At 43.4% G+C, this 18,314-nt stretch carries 12 protein-coding genes; 9 read left to right on the top strand and 3 right to left on the bottom strand.

What is annotated here, in order from left to right; genetic code table 11:
* Positions 1-14 precede the first annotated feature (14 nt).
* Positions 15-2,732, bottom strand: coding sequence for a hypothetical protein (locus tag IH598_13410; GenBank protein MBE0639509.1), 2,718 nt, complete (start codon positions 2,730-2,732; stop codon positions 15-17).
* Between the two features lie 889 nt (positions 2,733-3,621).
* Between IH598_13410 and IH598_13405 the strand changes: the two genes are divergently transcribed.
* The 7 genes from IH598_13405 to IH598_13375 all read left to right on the top strand — a co-directional run bounded on the left by IH598_13405 (position 3,622) and on the right by IH598_13375 (position 11,320).
* Positions 3,622-4,944: a hypothetical protein gene (locus tag IH598_13405; protein ID MBE0639508.1), complete on the top strand. Its 1,323-nt coding sequence runs from the start codon at positions 3,622-3,624 to the stop codon at positions 4,942-4,944.
* Positions 4,945-4,969: 25 nt separating this feature from the next.
* Positions 4,970-6,307, top strand: coding sequence for a saccharopine dehydrogenase NADP-binding domain-containing protein (locus tag IH598_13400; GenBank protein MBE0639507.1), 1,338 nt, complete (start codon positions 4,970-4,972; stop codon positions 6,305-6,307).
* Between the two features lie 236 nt (positions 6,308-6,543).
* Complete coding sequence (locus tag IH598_13395; protein MBE0639506.1) at positions 6,544-7,449, top strand: site-specific DNA-methyltransferase; 906 nt, start codon at positions 6,544-6,546, stop codon at positions 7,447-7,449.
* Positions 7,427-8,161 (top strand): cytosolic protein, encoded by a 735-nt coding sequence (locus tag IH598_13390; protein MBE0639505.1) that lies wholly within the window; start codon positions 7,427-7,429, stop codon positions 8,159-8,161. The genes IH598_13395 and IH598_13390 overlap by 23 nt, the downstream gene beginning before the upstream one ends.
* A 98-nt stretch (positions 8,162-8,259) precedes the next feature.
* Positions 8,260-9,033, top strand: a complete 774-nt coding sequence (locus tag IH598_13385) for a triose-phosphate isomerase (protein ID MBE0639504.1) — start codon at positions 8,260-8,262, stop codon at positions 9,031-9,033.
* 63 nt (positions 9,034-9,096) lie between these two features.
* A complete protein-coding gene (locus IH598_13380) occupies positions 9,097-9,594 on the top strand; it encodes an HAD family hydrolase (GenBank protein MBE0639503.1) in 498 nt (165 codons plus the stop codon).
* Between the two features lie 4 nt (positions 9,595-9,598).
* A complete protein-coding gene (locus IH598_13375; GenBank protein MBE0639502.1) occupies positions 9,599-11,320 on the top strand; it encodes a M23 family metallopeptidase in 1,722 nt (573 codons plus the stop codon).
* Between the two features lie 458 nt (positions 11,321-11,778).
* Here IH598_13375 and IH598_13370 read toward each other — a convergent pair whose 3' ends face one another.
* Together IH598_13370 and IH598_13365 are read right to left on the bottom strand one after the other, a co-directional pair.
* Positions 11,779-14,031 carry a TonB-dependent receptor gene (locus tag IH598_13370; protein MBE0639501.1) on the bottom strand — a complete coding sequence of 751 codons (2,253 nt, stop codon included), beginning with the start codon at positions 14,029-14,031 and terminating at the stop codon, positions 11,779-11,781.
* Between the two features lie 11 nt (positions 14,032-14,042).
* Positions 14,043-16,244, bottom strand: a complete 2,202-nt coding sequence (locus tag IH598_13365; protein ID MBE0639500.1) for a TonB-dependent receptor — start codon at positions 16,242-16,244, stop codon at positions 14,043-14,045.
* Between the two features lie 154 nt (positions 16,245-16,398).
* Between IH598_13365 and IH598_13360 the strand changes: the two genes are divergently transcribed.
* Complete coding sequence (locus tag IH598_13360; protein MBE0639499.1) at positions 16,399-17,115, top strand: hypothetical protein; 717 nt, start codon at positions 16,399-16,401, stop codon at positions 17,113-17,115.
* An 11-nt stretch (positions 17,116-17,126) separates the two neighbouring features.
* On the top strand, positions 17,127-18,299 hold the full coding sequence (locus tag IH598_13355; protein ID MBE0639498.1) for a terpene cyclase/mutase family protein: 1,173 nt from the start codon (positions 17,127-17,129) through the stop codon (positions 18,297-18,299).
* Positions 18,300-18,314: the final 15 nt, after the last annotated feature.

Here is an 18,314-nt window from a genome sequence, read left to right as displayed (position 1 = left end):
TTCATTTCATTTTTTTAATTTCCAAGGCCGGTTGGTTTGGCCGGATTAGGATTCAGGTAAACCAGGGTCACACTGGTTGTGGCAGAACAGCCCTCTGAATCGGTGACGACTACCGTGTAGGTGCCTGCTACCAGGTTGGTGAGGTCTTCCTGATCCTCCTGACCTGTGGGCACTACTCCACCGTTGGTGGCTGTCCAGCTGTAGGAATATCCCGGCGTGCCGCCGTTCACGGTCAGGGCAATCGCTCCGTCGCTGTTGTAAGGATTTTCGGCGTCGGGCGGACAGGTAGGATTGGTTTTTACTGTGTTTAAACTGATCGTTGATTGCTGACTAATGGTCACCTGCAGATTTGCTGTGCAATTGTTGGCATCAGTAACGGTGAGCGAATAGTTGCCGGCAGCCAGGCCGCTGAGGTCCTCCTCCGTCGAGGTAAAGCCACCCGGGCCTGTCCAGCTGTAGCTGTATGAGCCTGTGCCACCGCTCGCTGTCACATTGATCGCACCGGTTAACTGCCCGTAGCATCCCACATCCTCCTTCGAGTCAAGCACTACACTGAGTGCTGCGGCAGGCTCGGTCACCGAAATTCCGCTAAGGGTTTTGGTGCAGTTTTTCGAATCGGTAACGGTCACCGAATAATTGCCGGGCGCCAGGCCGGTTCGGTTCTGGCTGCTGTTGCCGTCATTCCAGAGGTAGCTGTATCCGGGTTTGCCGCCGCTTACGCTGAGTGAGATTTGCCCGTTGTTGAATCCTCTGCACGAAACATGGGTTACCGACGGTGTGATCGAAATGTCATCCGGCTGGGTCACTATCACCTCTTTAGTCTCCTGGCATCCTTTGCTGTCGGTCACCGTAAGGTTGTAGGCGCCGGCTGCCAGCCCGCTCAGGTTGGCCACTGTGGCAGTGAACCCGCCAGGGCCTGTCCATGCATAGGTAAAACCAGGGATGCCGCCACTCACCGTGGTGCTGATGCTACCCGTAGTGCCACCATGACAAATCACCGGAGTGGGAGTTGCCATGATAATGATCTGAGGAGATTGACTGAGGGTTACATTAAAACTTGCCGAGCAACCGCCATTCTCTGAAACATCAACGGTGTAACTGCCAGCCTGAAGACTTGCAATGGTGAATGGTGATGAAGGGGCAGTGCCTGATCCCGAACCGCTTTCAGTCCTGGTCCAGCTGTACGCGTAAGGTGCGGAACCACTGGAAACCGTTACCGTTATTGCACCACCGTTGGGCGTATTATAACAGGGATTGGTTACCGTGGATGAAACAGCAAGATTGCAGGTAACCGTCACCGACTCAGTATCAAAAGTCACTCTGCCACATAAGTCCGTGATCGTAACTGAAATCTGGCAGGTAACCGGTGAAGGAGTTGCTCCGGGAGTAAAGGTAACAGACTGAGAATTATTGTCGGGGGTAAAAACTCCATTGCAACTTGCCGACCACTCGATAGTGTAATTGTTTGGATCTGTTCCTGGGGGAAAACTCACTGATAAAGCTGTCGGATCTCCTGAAAAGATCGTGGGGGGTAAGCTCGAAATGGATGGCAGGACAGTCTTTGAGGAAGAGGTATAAAATGCAAAATTGAAAAATGCACGCTGTGCGGCGACACTGGCCGGATGATTACCCAACTTGGAGATATCGTGGCTGGCTTCGAGCATCACCATTCCGTTGTTGGAATCACCAAATGCAGGCCCCCAGGCGATGATAGCAGGAAAGTGTTTTGGATCATTGGATGCACGCTGTGGATGGTCAGGATCATAAACCCCTACTTTTGTGTTTGGCCACCAGCCCGCTGAAAGTGGAATGAACACCTGTTCGCTGCCGTTCTGCATAGCTGCATCAACCGTACCCAAGAACTGCATGATCGGATCCGTAGGATAATCGTAGGAGTAAGGAACTGTTCCATTGCTGTGATTACCCCATAGAATCAGGGCATTTTCAAAATAAGGGCCACTTCCAGAAGCAATCTGGTTTTTATTCGCCAGAAAGTTGGTTTGCTGAGAGGAATTTGCTGGATTGAACATGTCCTCAAGCGCACTCCCTGCATGACATCCCAGCCAGATAGCGCCTTTACTTTCCTGTATCCAGGTATAAAGATTACCGTGGGTTAACCAAACCGGATCGGCATGAGGCATCGAAAAAACATCGTCGCATTCGTTCAGCTCTGCAGGCGTTTTCCAGTTGGATGGGTCGCCTCCATAAGCAGAGGCAGGAATACCTGCATTTACAAAAAACTTTTGCGCAATCTTACCATTTTGAAAATCCAGCGTAAATCTGGGAAGATTCAAAAAAGTCATAAAAACCGGCACTGTGATCGGCGAACTGGTTGTAACACCAACAACACCCTGGTCTATCCATTGATTAATGATCGTGTTGACTTCATCAGAACGGTATTTCTTTTCAATGATGAATGGCCCGCCTTTATAAGCCACTGAATTGTAGGTAAAATCGTTACCGTCTTTTAATTTTTCCGGATTAATCACCCAATACACCGGGCAACTATTCTCCAGCAACGCATACAGCATACCGTAGGGCTTCAACCCATTGCCAATGTTCTGAGGTGTAACCCCCATGTTAACAATGAATGAACCTGCAGGAATGGTTATATCCTGAGTTGTCTGAGCAAACAAGAAGCTGGTTCCTGAAAATATCAGGATAACCATTAAACGAAAAATCAGCCTTACATGCTTCTTTGTAAAACCGAATTTTTTAATAATGTTTTTCATAACTTGTAGCTTGTAGATAATGTATTCGATTTTCACTATTTAATTTACTTCATACTCTTTGTAATCCAGGGACATTTAACTTTGTCTTCGATTCAGAAAAATGAATTGAACTGTCGTTATTTAATTGTTCAAACTTGAGATTTTTGCTGACGATGGGGAAGAAAAAACCAAATCTGCTCAGATTCTTTGCAACCGGAACCCTAAAAAAGTTAGGGAATTCTTCAGTATCAGGCAAATTTAAACCATCCAAAATCATTCGATTTTGACAGCCAACAGCCATGAATGTGATAAAAATCACTACTGGCAATGAAAATATGAACAAAGATGCATTATGTAAAATGCATGAACAATAATTAATCAAGAGATGTAACATTTCATTTCTTAAAGAACCGGGTAAAATTACAATAAATGCAAACAAATTCATTCGAAATTAGCGTTAAAAAAACACAAAACACGATGACTAATCACATTACCTAATAAAACAATCGGCAAAAACCTGATATTTTTAGCAGATTATGTTGTCATCCGTTGAAAATGAACATAAAATTAATCCTTGATAATTAGGCTATAATGGTAACTCATTACTTATTTAAAAATACAACGGCCTAAAAATCAGAATTATTTATAAATCAATGAACTAAAATCTAAGCCTATTTATCCATAATAGGCAAAAGGATTGCAAATATAATTTTATTCGTTAATTCACACTTAGGCAATTCATTTTTTTTTGAACATTTGTTGATAAATAAATGATAGACAAATTTATTGAGAATTGGCCCTATTCTGATTCAACATTATTTAAACCGTATTTAATTTACGCTAAATGTCATCTCATCAAAGGTGCTTTTCGTAAGTTTGCAGCCTGAAATTAAAACGAAGGATTGTTGGAATGAACAAAAAAATTGGAATCAGGCACGAAGACAAGTACCTGATGGAACGCAGAACAGCATTGCCACCCCGGCATGTAAAGAAGTTGACTGAACAAGGATTGGAAGTGTATGTTGAACGCTCAGCCAAGCGCATTTTCACAGAATCGGAATTTAAAAGGGCTGGAGCTGTAATTACAGAAAATCTCGCCGAGATTGCGGTGATCTTCGGCGTAAAAGAAATCCCTGTTTCATGGTTCGAAGAAGGTAAAACCTATGTTTTCTTTTCACATGTAATTAAGGGTCAGCCTTACAATATGCCGATGCTGGCAGCAATGATGGAAAAAAAGTGCAACCTGATCGACTACGAAAAAATTACAGATGATGAAGGCAAACGCCTTATCTTTTTTGGGAAATATGCAGGTTTGGCCGGTATGATCAATTCGTTGTGGTCATATGGTGAACGAATGAAGGTGCTCGGCAAGAAAACCCCGTTTTCCCGGATTAAGCAGTCGCACAAATACCATTCGTTGGCCGATGCAGAGCAAGCCGTAAAAGAATTAGGCGAACTCATCCGGGCACACGGTGTACCGGATGAAATGGCGCCTTTCACAATTGGGTTCACCGGCAACGGAAATGTCAGTAAAGGCGCCCAACACATTGCCAACCTGTTACCTGCCGTCGAAATAACTCCGGAAGAATTATTGAACCTTCAAGCGAAAAGAAATTATTCGAACAGGCTGGTCTATAAAATTATTTTCAACGAAGGCGATCTGTCTGAACCCATTGAATCAGGGCTACCTTTTATTTTGCAAGACTATTACAACCATCCTGAAAAATACCAAAGTCAGTTCGAAAAGTACCTGCCTCATCTCACAATGTTAATGAACTGCATGTATTGGGACACACGTTACCCGAGAATTGTTACCAAAGAGGCCATTGAAAAGCTTTTCCATCAGGGCGAATTGAAACTGAAAGTGATTGGCGATGTTACCTGCGATCCGGATGGCTCTATTGAGTTTACCCATAAAGGAACAGAAATCGAAGATCCTGTGTTTGTTTACAACCCGGTCAAACAGAAATCAACGATGGGATTCGAAGGGGAAGGCATACTTGTTATGGCAGTGGATATTTTACCAAGCGAACTTCCTCGCGATTCATCCGAAGGTTTCGGGGATGCGCTGATTGAGTTTGTACCGGCTATTGTTCAGGCTGACTACAATGCTCCATTTGAAAATATTGACCTACCGCCGGAAATTAAACGGGCCATGATCCTTCACCAGGGAGAACTCACACCGGATTACAAATATATTCTGGAACACCTGAAAAGAAAGAATTCACTTTAAATAAATTCCAAAAACATCATTTTCAATGAACAAAGTATTGATTTTAGGCGCCGGGCTTGTGGTTAAGCCTATCGTAACCTACTTACTCGAACATGGCTACCATGTAACTGTTGCTACACGTACAAAATCCAAAGCCGAAGCAATGATCGGTGATCATAAAAATGGATCGGCTGTTGCCTGGACTGTGGAAGATGAGTCAACCCTCAGCGAAATGGTAAAAAACCATGACCTGACCGTAAGCCTCCTTCCCTGGGTTCATCACGTTATGGTTGCTGAAATATGCATTACCCACAAAAAAAACATGGTGACCACATCCTATGTCAAGCCTCCAATGAAAGCGCTGGACGAGAAGGCTAAAGCCGCCGGCATCATCATCCTCAACGAACTTGGCCTCGACCCGGGTATCGACCACATGTCGGCCATGCGCATTATTGACTACGTTCACAACAAGCAGGGAAAAATTGAAGAGTTTTACTCACTTTGCGGCGCCTTGCCGGCGCCAGATGCCTGTGATAATCCATTCAATTACAAATTCTCATGGAGTCCGAAAGGTGTGGTGATGGCTGGAAATAACGACGGGCACTTCCTCAGACGCGGTGAAGAGACTTATGTTGAGCCGATTGACTTATTCAAAAACCCTTTCAGCGTCGACTTTCCGGAAGTTGGGAGGCTGGAGGTTTATCCCAACCGTGACTCCATTCCCTACATCGAACTCTATGGCATACCCGAAACCAAAACCATTTTCAGGGGAACATTCAGATTTCCCGGTTGGTGCCAGACTCTCGACGCCATGAAACGACTTCACCTGATCACCAGTGATGAATACGACTTTACCGGAAAAAGCTATGCCGGTTTTGTTGCCACCCTGATCGGCGAAACTGACCCGTCGGACATCCGCAAAAAAGCCGCTGCTTACCTTAACCTCCCTCCCGGCAGTTATGCCTTTGATGCCATGGAATGGCTCGGGCTGTTTGACGAAAAGACCATGGGACGTGGAAAAGACACCCCTTACGAAATCACTTCCGACCTGATGATCAGCAAAATGATGCTGGGTGAACACGAACGCGACATGGTGGTGATGCAGCACACTTTCCTCGCTGCCTACCCTGACGGGTCAAAAGAGGTGATCAAATCGCGAATGCTCGATTTCGGAACGCCGGCCACCGACACTGCAATCGCCCGCACCGTTGCGCTGCCGGCAGCCGTCGGCGTGGAAATGATTCTCGAAAACAAGATCCATGCCCGTGGCGTGCATATCCCGGTAATTCCCGAAATCTACAATCCCATCCTCGACCGTCTCGAAGACCTCAACATCCGCATGATTGAGGAATACGGCCTGCCGGAGAGTGAGAATATAAAGTAGCATTCAATTTACTGATTAACTATTGAAAATCAGCACAATCCTAAAAATTTGAGTATAACTGATTTTCAATAGTTTTTTTTGACTTTTCAACAAATTCTTTGGTAATTGTAATGAAGGGTTTTCAATCTGATCCACAATCCGAAATAATAATCTGTTTTGCTCCACTTTTTTACAAACAGTTATTCACAATTTGAACAAATCAAACTACATTTGCGGTTACTATTCTAAACAAGTTGATGAAAATAAATACAGACATACACTTTGGGGATTGTAGAAAAATATTGCCCAAGATCCCCGATAATTCCGTGGATCTAATTGTGACTTCCCCACCCTACGCTGATCAGCGTAAGAATACATATGGTGGTATTCATCCGGATAATTACGTGGATTGGTTTCTGCCAATTACCGAACATTTACTAAGAGTGCTAAAACCTTCCGGAACCTTTATTTTGAACATAAAAGAAAAGGTTGTTGATGGAGAAAGGAGTACCTATGTAATTGAACTCATACTCTCAATGCGGAAACAAGGATGGTTATGGACTGAAGAATTTATCTGGCACAAAAAAAATTCCTATCCCGGAAAATGGCCAAATCGTTTCAGGGATTCCTGGGAACGATTGCTTCAATTTAACAAAAGCAAGCAGTTTAACATGTACCAGGAAGAAGTTATGGTACCAATGGGTGACTGGGCTAAGTCAAGGCTAAAAAAGTTGTCGGAAACAGATAAAATTCGTGACAATTCAAAGGTTGGTAGTGGATTTGGTAAAAATATTTCCAACTGGTTAGATAGAGAACTGGCATATCCAACAAACGTTCTACACTTGGCCACCGAATGCAACAATAAAAACCATAGTGCTGCATTCCCCGAAGGACTTCCTGAATGGTTTATCAAACTTTTTACAAAAGTAGATGACACTGTTCTTGATCCTTTCGCAGGTTCAGGCACAACCCTTTTTGTTGCAAAGAGAATGCATAGAAATTCGATTGGTATTGAAATCGTTCCTGAATATTATCAAATGGTTAAGAGTCAACTTACTCAACCGGAACTTATTCTTTTTGAACCAAGGCATCCATATTTAACTACGCCATCAATTCCTCACCAAGATGAAGTAATCAACGATGAAAAAAATATCTATACCTGAAGTTACTCAATATGTTGAGCAGCACATCGGCACTTTTCATAATAAGCGTATTGAAAGTATTAACAGTCTTAAACTTGCAAGTGTTTTAAAGCGCAAAAATCCCTATTTGTTTAAGGCAAAACATGTTTTGACTTCAGAGCAAATTATCAGAGGACTTGTAGATGCCCATATTTCATCAAATGAAGAAACAATTTTTGGTGACTGGCTCGAAGGCCTTGCCATTTTCGTAAACTCAAAAGTTTATGGAGGCTACAAATCAGGTATTCCCGGAATTGACCTTGAGTTCGACAAGGATGGCATTCGCAATATTGTTACGATCAAATCAGGGCCAAACTGGGGAAACAGTGCTCAAATCAAAAAGATGATTGCCGATTTCAAAACAGCAAAAAAGACCCTCAGAACAAGCAACTCAAATTTAAACATTGCAGCGATCAACGGCTGTTGCTATGGACGCGACAACAACCCTGACAAAGGAGATTATTTCAAATATTGCGGACAGCGTTTCTGGGAGTTCATCTCAGGAAACCCTGAACTCTATCTTGATTTGATTGAACCGCTCGGTCATAAAGCCAAAGAAAAAGATGAAGATTTTCTGATCGCCTATACCCAGATGATCAATAAGTTTTCCAGGGCTTTTGCCAATGATTACTGCAACGACAAGGGTCAAATTGAATGGGAAAAACTTTTGAGGTTTAATTCCTCTGCTCAATAACCTGATAGCCGGTAAATCAATAATATTCCATTCCCATCCCCCATTCTCGTGCTTTCGCTATTTTTGCCGGCAAATATTTAATCTAAACAGCACCTAAAATGAGAAAAAAAATAGCAGCCGGCAACTGGAAAATGCACACCACCCTTGAAGAAGGCAAACAACTGATTTCAGCGCTCATCAATGGAATTGAAGAAAACCCGCCAAAGCAAACCCCCGAAGAAATGCTTGTGGTACTCGGGACTCCGTTTGTAACCCTTGAAAGCGCCGTCAACCTGACAAAAAACCACCCACAGATAAAAGTATCAGCCCAAAACTGCTACAAGGAAGAGAAAGGCGCTTTCACCGGTGAAATCAGTGCGCCGATGATCAGATCCACCGGCGCTGACTATGTGATTATTGGGCACTCCGAACGGAGGGAGTATTTTGCCGAAAGCCATGCGACATTGGCAAAAAAAGTTGACCTCACCCTGAAATATGGGTTGATCCCCATTTTTTGTTGTGGTGAAAAATTGGAAATCAGGGAGAAGAACGGCCATTTCGACCTGGTAAAAAGGCAAATAGCCGAATCATTGTTTCACCTTGATCCGGAGTCATTTGCCAAGGTTGTGATTGCTTATGAACCCGTGTGGGCTATTGGTACCGGGGTGACAGCATCGCCGGAGCAGGCACAGGAAATGCATGCATTTATCCGGAATTTACTTGCCGAAAAGTATGGAGCTCCGGCTGCCCAAAACACAACAATCCTATATGGTGGCTCCGTGAATGCCAAAAACGCCCGTGAACTCTTCTCTCAGCAGGATGTTGATGGTGGACTGGTGGGAGGCGCTTCATTAAAAGCCGATGAGTTTCTGACGATCATCCATTCGTTTTAAAGTGGAAAAAAATTAAAAACTCATTGAAAAGCGGACTTCTTTACTTTTCATCTTCTCATTAATATGCCGATCAAGAAACCGATTACCACACTTATTTTCGACTGGGGCGATACTATTATGCAGGACTTTGGCTTACCCGGACCAATGTATAGTTGGGAGAAGGTGGCCTGGATTCCTGGTGCTGAAGAGGCTTTAAAGATTCTATCCCTGGCTTATCCCTGTATTATCGCCACAAGCGCCGATCATTCGGGGGTTGAAGAGATGAAAGCAGCACTGGAGCGCGTAGGTGCAGAAAAATATTTCAGCCATTTCTTTGCAGCCATCGATCTTGGACACAAAAAGCCTGATCCCCGTTTTTTCCTGGCCATCACCCAAAAACTGGACCTTATACCTGGAAAATGCGTGATGATAGGCAATATGTATGAAAAAGACATTGCTGGGGCAAAAAAAGCCGGATTACAAACCGTGTTTTTTAACCTGGATAAACACTCTGGCACTTTCCCGTCTGCTGATGAAATCATTGTCGATATGAACCATTTATCACGTGTAATTCCATTTTAAACCGATGAACAGACTAACCTCAGCAGTTCTGCTGATCCTCCTGGCCGTATCCTTACAAATTACCGCTCAGGAAAAGTACCCGATTGACTATTTTGATTCCCCGGTTGACTTTCCGATTTTACTGTCTGGAACATTCGGCGAACTTCGCACCGGTCATCTGCACTCAGGAATTGACATCCGCACCCAGGGTGCAGAGGGGAAATCATTAAAAGCAGTGGCCGACGGTTATGTTTCAAGAATTGTTGTTTCACCTGTTGGATTTGGAAAAGCGATTTATATCGATCATCCGAACGGATACACTTCAGTATATGCCCATTGCCAGAGCTTTTATCCTGCTGTTGATACCTATGTAAAAGAAGAACAGTACCTGGAAGAATCCTTTACAATTGATCTCCTTCCTGAACCCGGACAATTTCAGGTAACAAAAGGTCAGGTTATTGCCAAATCGGGGAATTCTGGAAGTTCAGGAGGACCGCACTTACATTTTGAAATCAGAAATACTGAAACAGAAAAACCGATTAATCCGTTGCATTTTGGATTTACAGTAAAGGACTTTACACGCCCCCAGATACGAAGATTAAGGGTTTATCCCTATGGCGCAGCATCTTTGGTAGATGGTAAAACCAAACCGAAAGAGTTCGAACTGGCGGGATGGGGACCGAATTACCGGATGAAATCAGGCGACACCATCAATCTTTCGGGGGATATCTATTTTGGCATTGAAGCAGTGGATCAGCACAACGACTCCAAATACAACAACGGCTTTTACTCGCTTCAACTACTGATTGATTCAGTGCTGGTTTACAGTCATGTCATGAACGAGTTCTCGTTTGACGAAACCCGTTATATGCAAAGCCTGATTGATTATCCCTATTTTGTGAGGAACAAACACAAAATTCAACAAACACGTATTCTGCCAAACAATCCCCTGTCAATTTACGAAAAAGTGAAAAACAAAGGGGTCTTCAACTTCAACCATTCAAAACTCTACAGGATACAGTTCGTTGTGGGCGATTTTCATGGAAATGAGTCCATCCTTACGTTTCATGTAAAAGGAGACCCTTTTAAAGGCGAAATTAAACCACCTGACCAGTCTGATTATTTGATGTATTGGGGAGAATCCAATCAGTTTGAACAGGATGGATTGCTCCTCGAAATACCGGAAAAAGCGCTCTATGACACAATTCATTTTCAATTCAAAACCAGCCCGCCAATCAAAAAAGGCTATTCACCGCTTTATCACCTTCACAATAAATACACCCCGCTCCACAAGTTTTGTGATCTCTACATTAAACCGGAAAAGTTCAGGCCAGAACTCAAGGAGAAGTTACTGATTGTACGTGTTGACCCGGCTGACAATAGCCTCACAGCCATCGGAGGTAGCTGGGATGATGATTACATCACGGCAAAAATCAGGGATTTCGGAAATTATACAGTAGTTGCCGACACCTTGAAACCAACCATCACACCGGTCAATATCCAGAATGGCAAAAACATTTCTGCGCAGAGCAATATCCGTATCACGATTAAAGATGACCTGGCTGGCATCGAATCTTACCGAGCAACCATGAACGGAAACTGGATCCTAATGGAATGGGACCCAAAAAACAATTTACTGGAATACAAAATTGATGAACATACCAAAAAGGGCAAAAATCAATTCAGGCTATCGGTAAAAGATACAAGAGGTAATGAGCGGGTTTATGAGACCAGTCTGACACGGTAGGTGTTTAGTTAGTGCCCGCCAGAAAACTCTTAATGTTGAAAATCAATGAATGCCCCAGCCCTCCCGAAGTCTCGGGATAAATTCCGGGAGCATTGATTTTCAACGATTTACTCCCTTTTCCCGTAGGGATCCCCTTGGGAAGGGTGGGGTAAATAAATCGTTGAAAATCTATTTTAGGGAGTTTTCTGGCGGGCACTAGTTAGTAAAACTAACTCGATTGCTTACACTGATGAATCTTTACCTAACCGTCCGGTCAGGCTGCCTACTAATCCATAAAAGACTTTTCTCTGAACTGGAAAAAGTTTTTACTCTGCGGTTCTTTGCGTCTTCTTTGCGTATCTCTGCAGTAAAAAGAGGTTGAACCGCAGAGGATTGCAGAGTTTTTACGCAGAGAGCCGCAAAGCTACAATTTGATAATTCCCAAAGGGTTTTTCAATTACGTGGACAAATATAGGAACTTAAAAACCAATTTTCAACCCAATCCAAAAGCTTCTTCCATAGCCATCAACACCTGACCCGTGGGTGCGGAAAGCTTCGTTGAACATGTTATTCAGGCCTGCTGTAATTTCTGCAAATTTCCACTGGTAACCAAACCTGAGATTAAGCACATTCCATCCAGGAGTGCCCCCATCAGGGATCCGGGAATCGTTTTTATCCCCCTCCGAAAGGCGATCCTGCTTTCCGGCGGAAAGCAGTTCAAGCAGGCTCCAAAATCCCGAATGATGACTGTATCGGATTCCAATGCGCCCAAATAGCGGGGGAATCCTTGTCATCGGCTCATCGAGTGTCTTATTTTGTCCATAAGTATAGGTCATATTCCCTGAGGCCATCAGCCCGGCAGTTACCTCGTATTGCCCATTTACTTCGATCCCCCTGATGTATGCTTTTGCGAAGTTTTCCTTACGATACACCTTTTCACCATCGATCGAATCCTGGCCGTTCCAGGTTGCGGGCGCCCTTTCGATCAGGTTGTTCAGGTTGTTCTGAAAAATAAATATGGCCCCGGTAAATCGCTCATACCGGCTTTTCAGTCCCATTTCGGCAGTAAAGGATTCTTCGGGATCCAGATCGGGGTTTGGAACTTCAATGCCATAATTGAAGGAGCCAAAACTGCTTAAATCATTGATGTTTGGCGCCCGGAAAGCCGAATAAGCAGAACCGATCAACTGGTAATTTTCTGTTAATTTATAAGCCACCGATGCATTACCAACCAGAGCAACCGGACGGCTGTCAACATCGCCAAAAACAGCGTCCTCCACAGATATCTGATTAGCATTGACCCTGGCTCCAAGAGTCAGGATAAATTTGTTCAACGTTATTGCATGGGACGAAAAGAGGGCAAAACTTGCAGAGGTTGACCCATCGGGATAATAACCCCGTTTTTCGGTAATGTTTCCATTTTGATTTTCAATTTTACTGCTTCCTACTTTGTCGTAATAAAAATCCACTCCTGACGTAAAATTCCATGTATCTGACGGTGCTGAACTAATTTCGACTGAACCGCCAAAAGTATCTACAACATCCTGTTCGGTGGTGATTTTTTCTTGTCCTTCCTTTTTCAGCAACCGGGTTTCATCGGATTGACCATATGAAATCAGGTAATTTATTTTTTTTATCCATTTGTTTTCATTGATGGTTTTCAGCTGCAAATACCCCAACTGCCTTATTTGCGGATCAAAATGGTACTTCTCGTATCCGGTAATAATTTTATCATACCGGGGAACATCTTCCTGCTTGGAATATTGATAAACCATCACCAACTCCTTTTGCCTGTCGAGCATCATTCTGAATTTACCATCCCCTGAGATTCCCGAGTATCCGGTTGGATGCTCTTCACCAATGCCCTCTCCTGCTACAATATCTCCAAAATCATTGTAGGTAATCCCACCCAAAAATGTAACCTTTTTACCGGCAAGTTCCAACTCTCCCCTTGTTGTTTTCTCCATATCATCACTTATCCATTTCCCGTAAATATTACCCCCGATTTTAAATCCCTTTTGCCGGAAGGTTGGGTTTCGGGTGAACAGATGCACCACACCACCCAGCGCATCACTACCATATAAAACTGAACCGCTTCCCCTTACAATTTCGATGCGATCGGCCACGTATGGGTCAACTGTGGCAAGGTACTGGTTGGGACCGTACCTGAAAGTAGCGTTATTCAGACGGACGCCATCTACCATTGTCAGCGTTTGATTTCCGGTCAAACCCCTGACAAAAGGTGAACCACCACCATGATTGGTTTTTTGAATAAAAACAGCGGTAGCACCGGAAAGCGCCTCAGGGACAGTTCGGGCAGACTCATTGGAAATTGTCTGATTGTTAATCACGGTAATGGCTTCAGGGGCCTGAAACTCCAGTGATTCAATACGCCGGGCACTGATCACTACCTCATCACCCAACCTGATATTCACGGGCTGGAGATAAATATTTATTTCTAATTCAGCATCCGGCTTCAATTCGATTCTTTTTTCGAAGTCAAGAAAACCGACTGCCGTGGCCCGCAACAAATAATCCCCCGGACCGATTTGGCCAATGCTGAAAAACCCAAGTGAATCAGATTTTGCGCCGATATTTTCACCTTCTACAGTGATGTTTACATCTGAAAGTGGCTGGTCAATCTTTGCATCAAAAACATGACCGGAAAGTTGTTGGGAAAAGGCTGATGTATTGATTAGAACAAATAGTAAAATACTAAAGATTCTGACCATAAAAAATGTTTTTAAATGTTGATTATTAACCCACCACGGACGAACCGGCCAACAGCTGGGTACAGGTATTTTGTTCCATAATACAGGTAGCCGGTCGAATTGTAGGTTTTGTCGAACAGATTATCCACATCAAAATAAACTGTAATAAAGTCAAACGTGTAATTAAGTCTTGCGCTGAAGATCGAGTAAGGATCAAGTTTGGTTGTATTTTCATCATCGAGAAAAATACCTGAAGCGCCATTCATCGACAAACCTGCCCCAAAACCCTGATCAGGAGCATAGGTTATACCCAAAGTGTGGGAAAGCCGGGGTATTCCTTTAAGGTACTTCCCTTCATTTTCGCCAGAAGCAAATTTTACATCGGAGGAGTTCAGGTTGATCAATGCGCGCCAATTGGATTTGTACAACAGATTCACTGATGTTTCAAGGCCGTTATGCCGGCTGCTTTGAATGTTCCGGTATTTGAATTCGCTGAGGTCAAAATCAATTTCATCTTCAACATCAATCAGGTAGCCGGTCAGGCTTATTTCAGCGGCAAATTTTTCGGAAAACCTGTAAAACTGGTAGGTTCCGAGTTCATAATTATTACTGCGCTGCGGCTTGAGGTCAGCATTGGAATATGGATTTCCATCAATAACCATCATGCTGTAGGTTGGGCCGGATTCGAAAAATACGGCTGCGCTGATTGATTTCAAATCGGTTCGCTGATCAATGGTGGGTGCTTTAAATGCCTGACTGAAACCGGCGAAGATGCTGCCTTTGTAGTTGGTGGTTTCACCTGTGCTCAGATTGAGGGCTAATTTTGGACTGAGGGCATTGTAAGATTTATCCAAAGAGGTGTCTGCAACAGGAATATTGCTGCTAAAAGCATCTGAGATAAAATCATATCTCAACCCCGCAATCAGCTTCAGGTCATCGAAAATTGGAAGTTCTCCGCTAAGGTAAGCAGCTGATTTGAAGCGAAAACCATCACCGGCAAATTCCAGGTTTTCAGCTTTCAGATAGTTGTTTTGATAATCGTTTTCAAACCCCTGGTAGTGATCAAAAACCTTGTTGTCAAATCCACCATAATCCACTTCAATTCCACCTGTGATCCTAGTATTGATCTGGGGGTCAAAAGTGAGCAGTCTCACGGCAAATCCGGCCTGGTCGGTGGTCAGTTCCCTGTTTTTAGAATTTCCAAACTGTGTGGTGTCATAAACTCCAATCGGAGTAAAAGTGAACATATCGAGAATTACGGGTGGTTGAGTGTAGGTGGTTGTTGCTTTCGAATTTTTGTGCTGATAGATCATCGAAATGCTAAGGTCTGTTGTAGGATTTACTTTATGGCGAAAATCGGCATTCAGTAAAAATTTTTTGTAATCCTTTCCATCCTCTCTGTAGTAGGGAGTTGACAACAACCTGTCAGATGCAGCCTGGCTTTCGCTGACCGGCCCCGGGTCATCATTTTGCAGCAGTTGATTGAAGGAGTTGATGGCCAGTGTTGAATTTCTTCCAAGGAATAATTTTAATTTTCCGCCAAAGGTTACCGAGTTCCAGTTGCTGTGCTCGCGAAATCCGTCGGTGCCCTCATTGTTGGCATATAATTCATAAAATCCTTTTCCTGCATTTCCGCCATGATTGACCCCGATATTAAAGCTATTGAAGTTTCCATATCCAAAAGTAGCATTGGTAAAGCTTTTATCCGGCTTGTCGGTGATCAGGTTTAAAACACCGCCCATTGCTGCATCCCCATACAGCGCTGATGATCCGCCCCTCAATACTTCCAAGGAACTCAGATTCGCCAAAGGCATCACGTTCCAACTCGCAAGCCCGTTTTCCAGGTCATTCACCGGAATCCCGTCAACGAGCAAAGTGAGGTACTCTGCCTCACCCCCTCCATAAAAACCACGTACATTCACCTGAGGGGTCAACCCCATCCCATCGGTGGAAACCATATAAACCCCCGGAATAAACTTCAACGTATTTGACAACATGTTTGCAGGTAATCTCCTGATATCCTTCGCCCCCAGTGAACTCACCGAGGCGCCGGAATTGATAATTTTGTTCTCATACCTATTGGCAATGATTACCACCCCGTCGATAGAAATGGAAGTCAGGGTGTCAGCCGCCTCAAACTGTTCCTGAGCATGGGTAAGTTTGACATTTATCCCTATACAGACAAAAGCAATAATTACCGAAAGTAAACGAGCACTATAGAAATGTAGGTTCATAACACAGGATTTCATTAAAATTTGAGTGACAAATTTAGGTTAATTCGAACAACTGTTTTTTTGTTGAAAAAAAATTTAATAAAAAAATTGCCGGTTTTATTGCAATTAAAAAAATATTATCAGACCTTTGTCAAATATTTTAATCCTGAGAGTTATGAACTTGAGAAATGACAACAGAATCACAGTTTTTGTTTTTATAACTTTCACCCTCCTGTTATTTTTCCATTTTCTTCCATCCTATGGTCAGAATCCAAAGGATATTCTGATGAAAACCAGCGAAGATACCTATTTGCTCAAAGACATTGAGATCAATACACTGGCCAAAACAGTAACACTCCCCTGTACTGTTAACATGGATTCAGGATTGATAGAAGTGGTTTTATGCAGGCCTGAAGGGAAAACACACGAAAGTCTGCTAAAGACAAACGTCACCCCGTTAGAATTTCAAACTGCCCTGTTATTGCTTGGGCTTGACCCTGTAAATGAATTACCGGCAGATCCAAAAGATGAAGATCCCCTTAGCCCCTACCTCACTATTGAAACGCCGGGAGATAGCCTGCTTATTTTTATTGAATTGGATGTAAATGGAGAAAACTCCCGAAAACCTGTTGAATTTTATATCCGCGATGAACGTACACAAAAACCAATCCCATCGTGCAGCTGGCTTTTCAGAGGGGCGGTTACGCACAGGAGCGGGCATGTGATTATCGATCCGGAAATGACAATGATTGCAACTTACCACGATCCGCTGGCACTAATGGAACTCAACAATGCAGATAAATTTGATGATGAATTGTTCTACGTAAATACTTCTGCCGGATTAATAAAAGGACAGGAATCAAAACTGATCATTCAACTCATTACAAAATAAATTGTCCGCCTATGTTTAAAAGATTCACATTACTTCTCGCATTATTCATTTTCATCAACGGTTTTATCCGACCTGAAGATGATTTGACGTCAAAAATTGATCTTTCTTTAGCAAAAGAGGTAGATCATTCGATCAAGATTGGCTTGAAATGGCTCTATGACCAGCAGGAAGAAGATGGTTCATGGCAGCATTATCCGGCAATCTCAGCTCTTGTGCTTTCCGCATTTTTACGCGCTCATCCGAGCATTACAACCGATGAGCCGGTAATTGATAATGGGTTCAAATTTTTGAAAGCCTGCGTAAAACCCGATGGCGGGATTTACCTCGACGATTTGCCGGCCTATAACACGGCAATTTGTCTGGCAGCATTCAAAGATGCCAATAATCCTGAATTTAAAACCATCATTTTGAATGCTGAAAAGTTTCTGATGGGCATACAAATGGATGAAAGTGAAGATTATACTAGCGATAGCCTTTATTACGGAGGCGTGGGTTACGACAGCGACAACCGTCCTGATCTGTCCAACCTTCACTGGGCAATCGAATCCCTGTCGATGGACGATGTAAAAACCATTGACCCTGAGATGAAATTTTCTGATGAAGAACTGCTTAGAATGCAAAGTAAAAAGCTCTTTTATGACAAAGCTTTGGTATTTCTTTCCAAAGTTCAAAACTTACAATCTGTCAATCCGGAATCCTACGCCGTCGACGACGGAGGTTTCATGTATGAACCCGGCGCCAGCAAAGCCGGGGGAACAAGTTCTTATGGCAGCATGACATATGCCGGATTAAAAAGTCTGGTTTACGTAAAGGTGGATAAACATGACGAACGTGTGGTGGCTGCCTACAACTGGATCAAATCGCATTTTACGGTCGAAACAACACCTCTGATGAAGAACCAGGGGTTGTTCTATTACTATCAAACCATGGCCAAATCACTGAATGCCTATGGTGAAGAAATCATTACAGATAATGCTGAGACAACCCATGCCTGGCGGCAGGAATTGGCCAACCAGTTATTAAAAATCCAATCACCTGAAGGATTTTGGGTAAATGAAAACGGGCGATGGTGGGAAAATAACCCTGTGCTCGTTACCGCTTACAGCATTCTTGCACTCGAGGAAATTGCAGGATTACCAGAGTCCACAACCATTAAAAAAAGAAAAAGCTACTTTTTGAATTAATCACTGTTCAATCAT

Source organism: Bacteroidales bacterium (assembly GCA_014860585.1).
Lineage (GTDB): Bacteria > Bacteroidota > Bacteroidia > Bacteroidales > 4484-276 > RZYY01.
The sequence above is the reverse complement of the archived record's forward strand: the minus strand, read 5'-3'. Positions and strand labels throughout refer to the sequence as shown.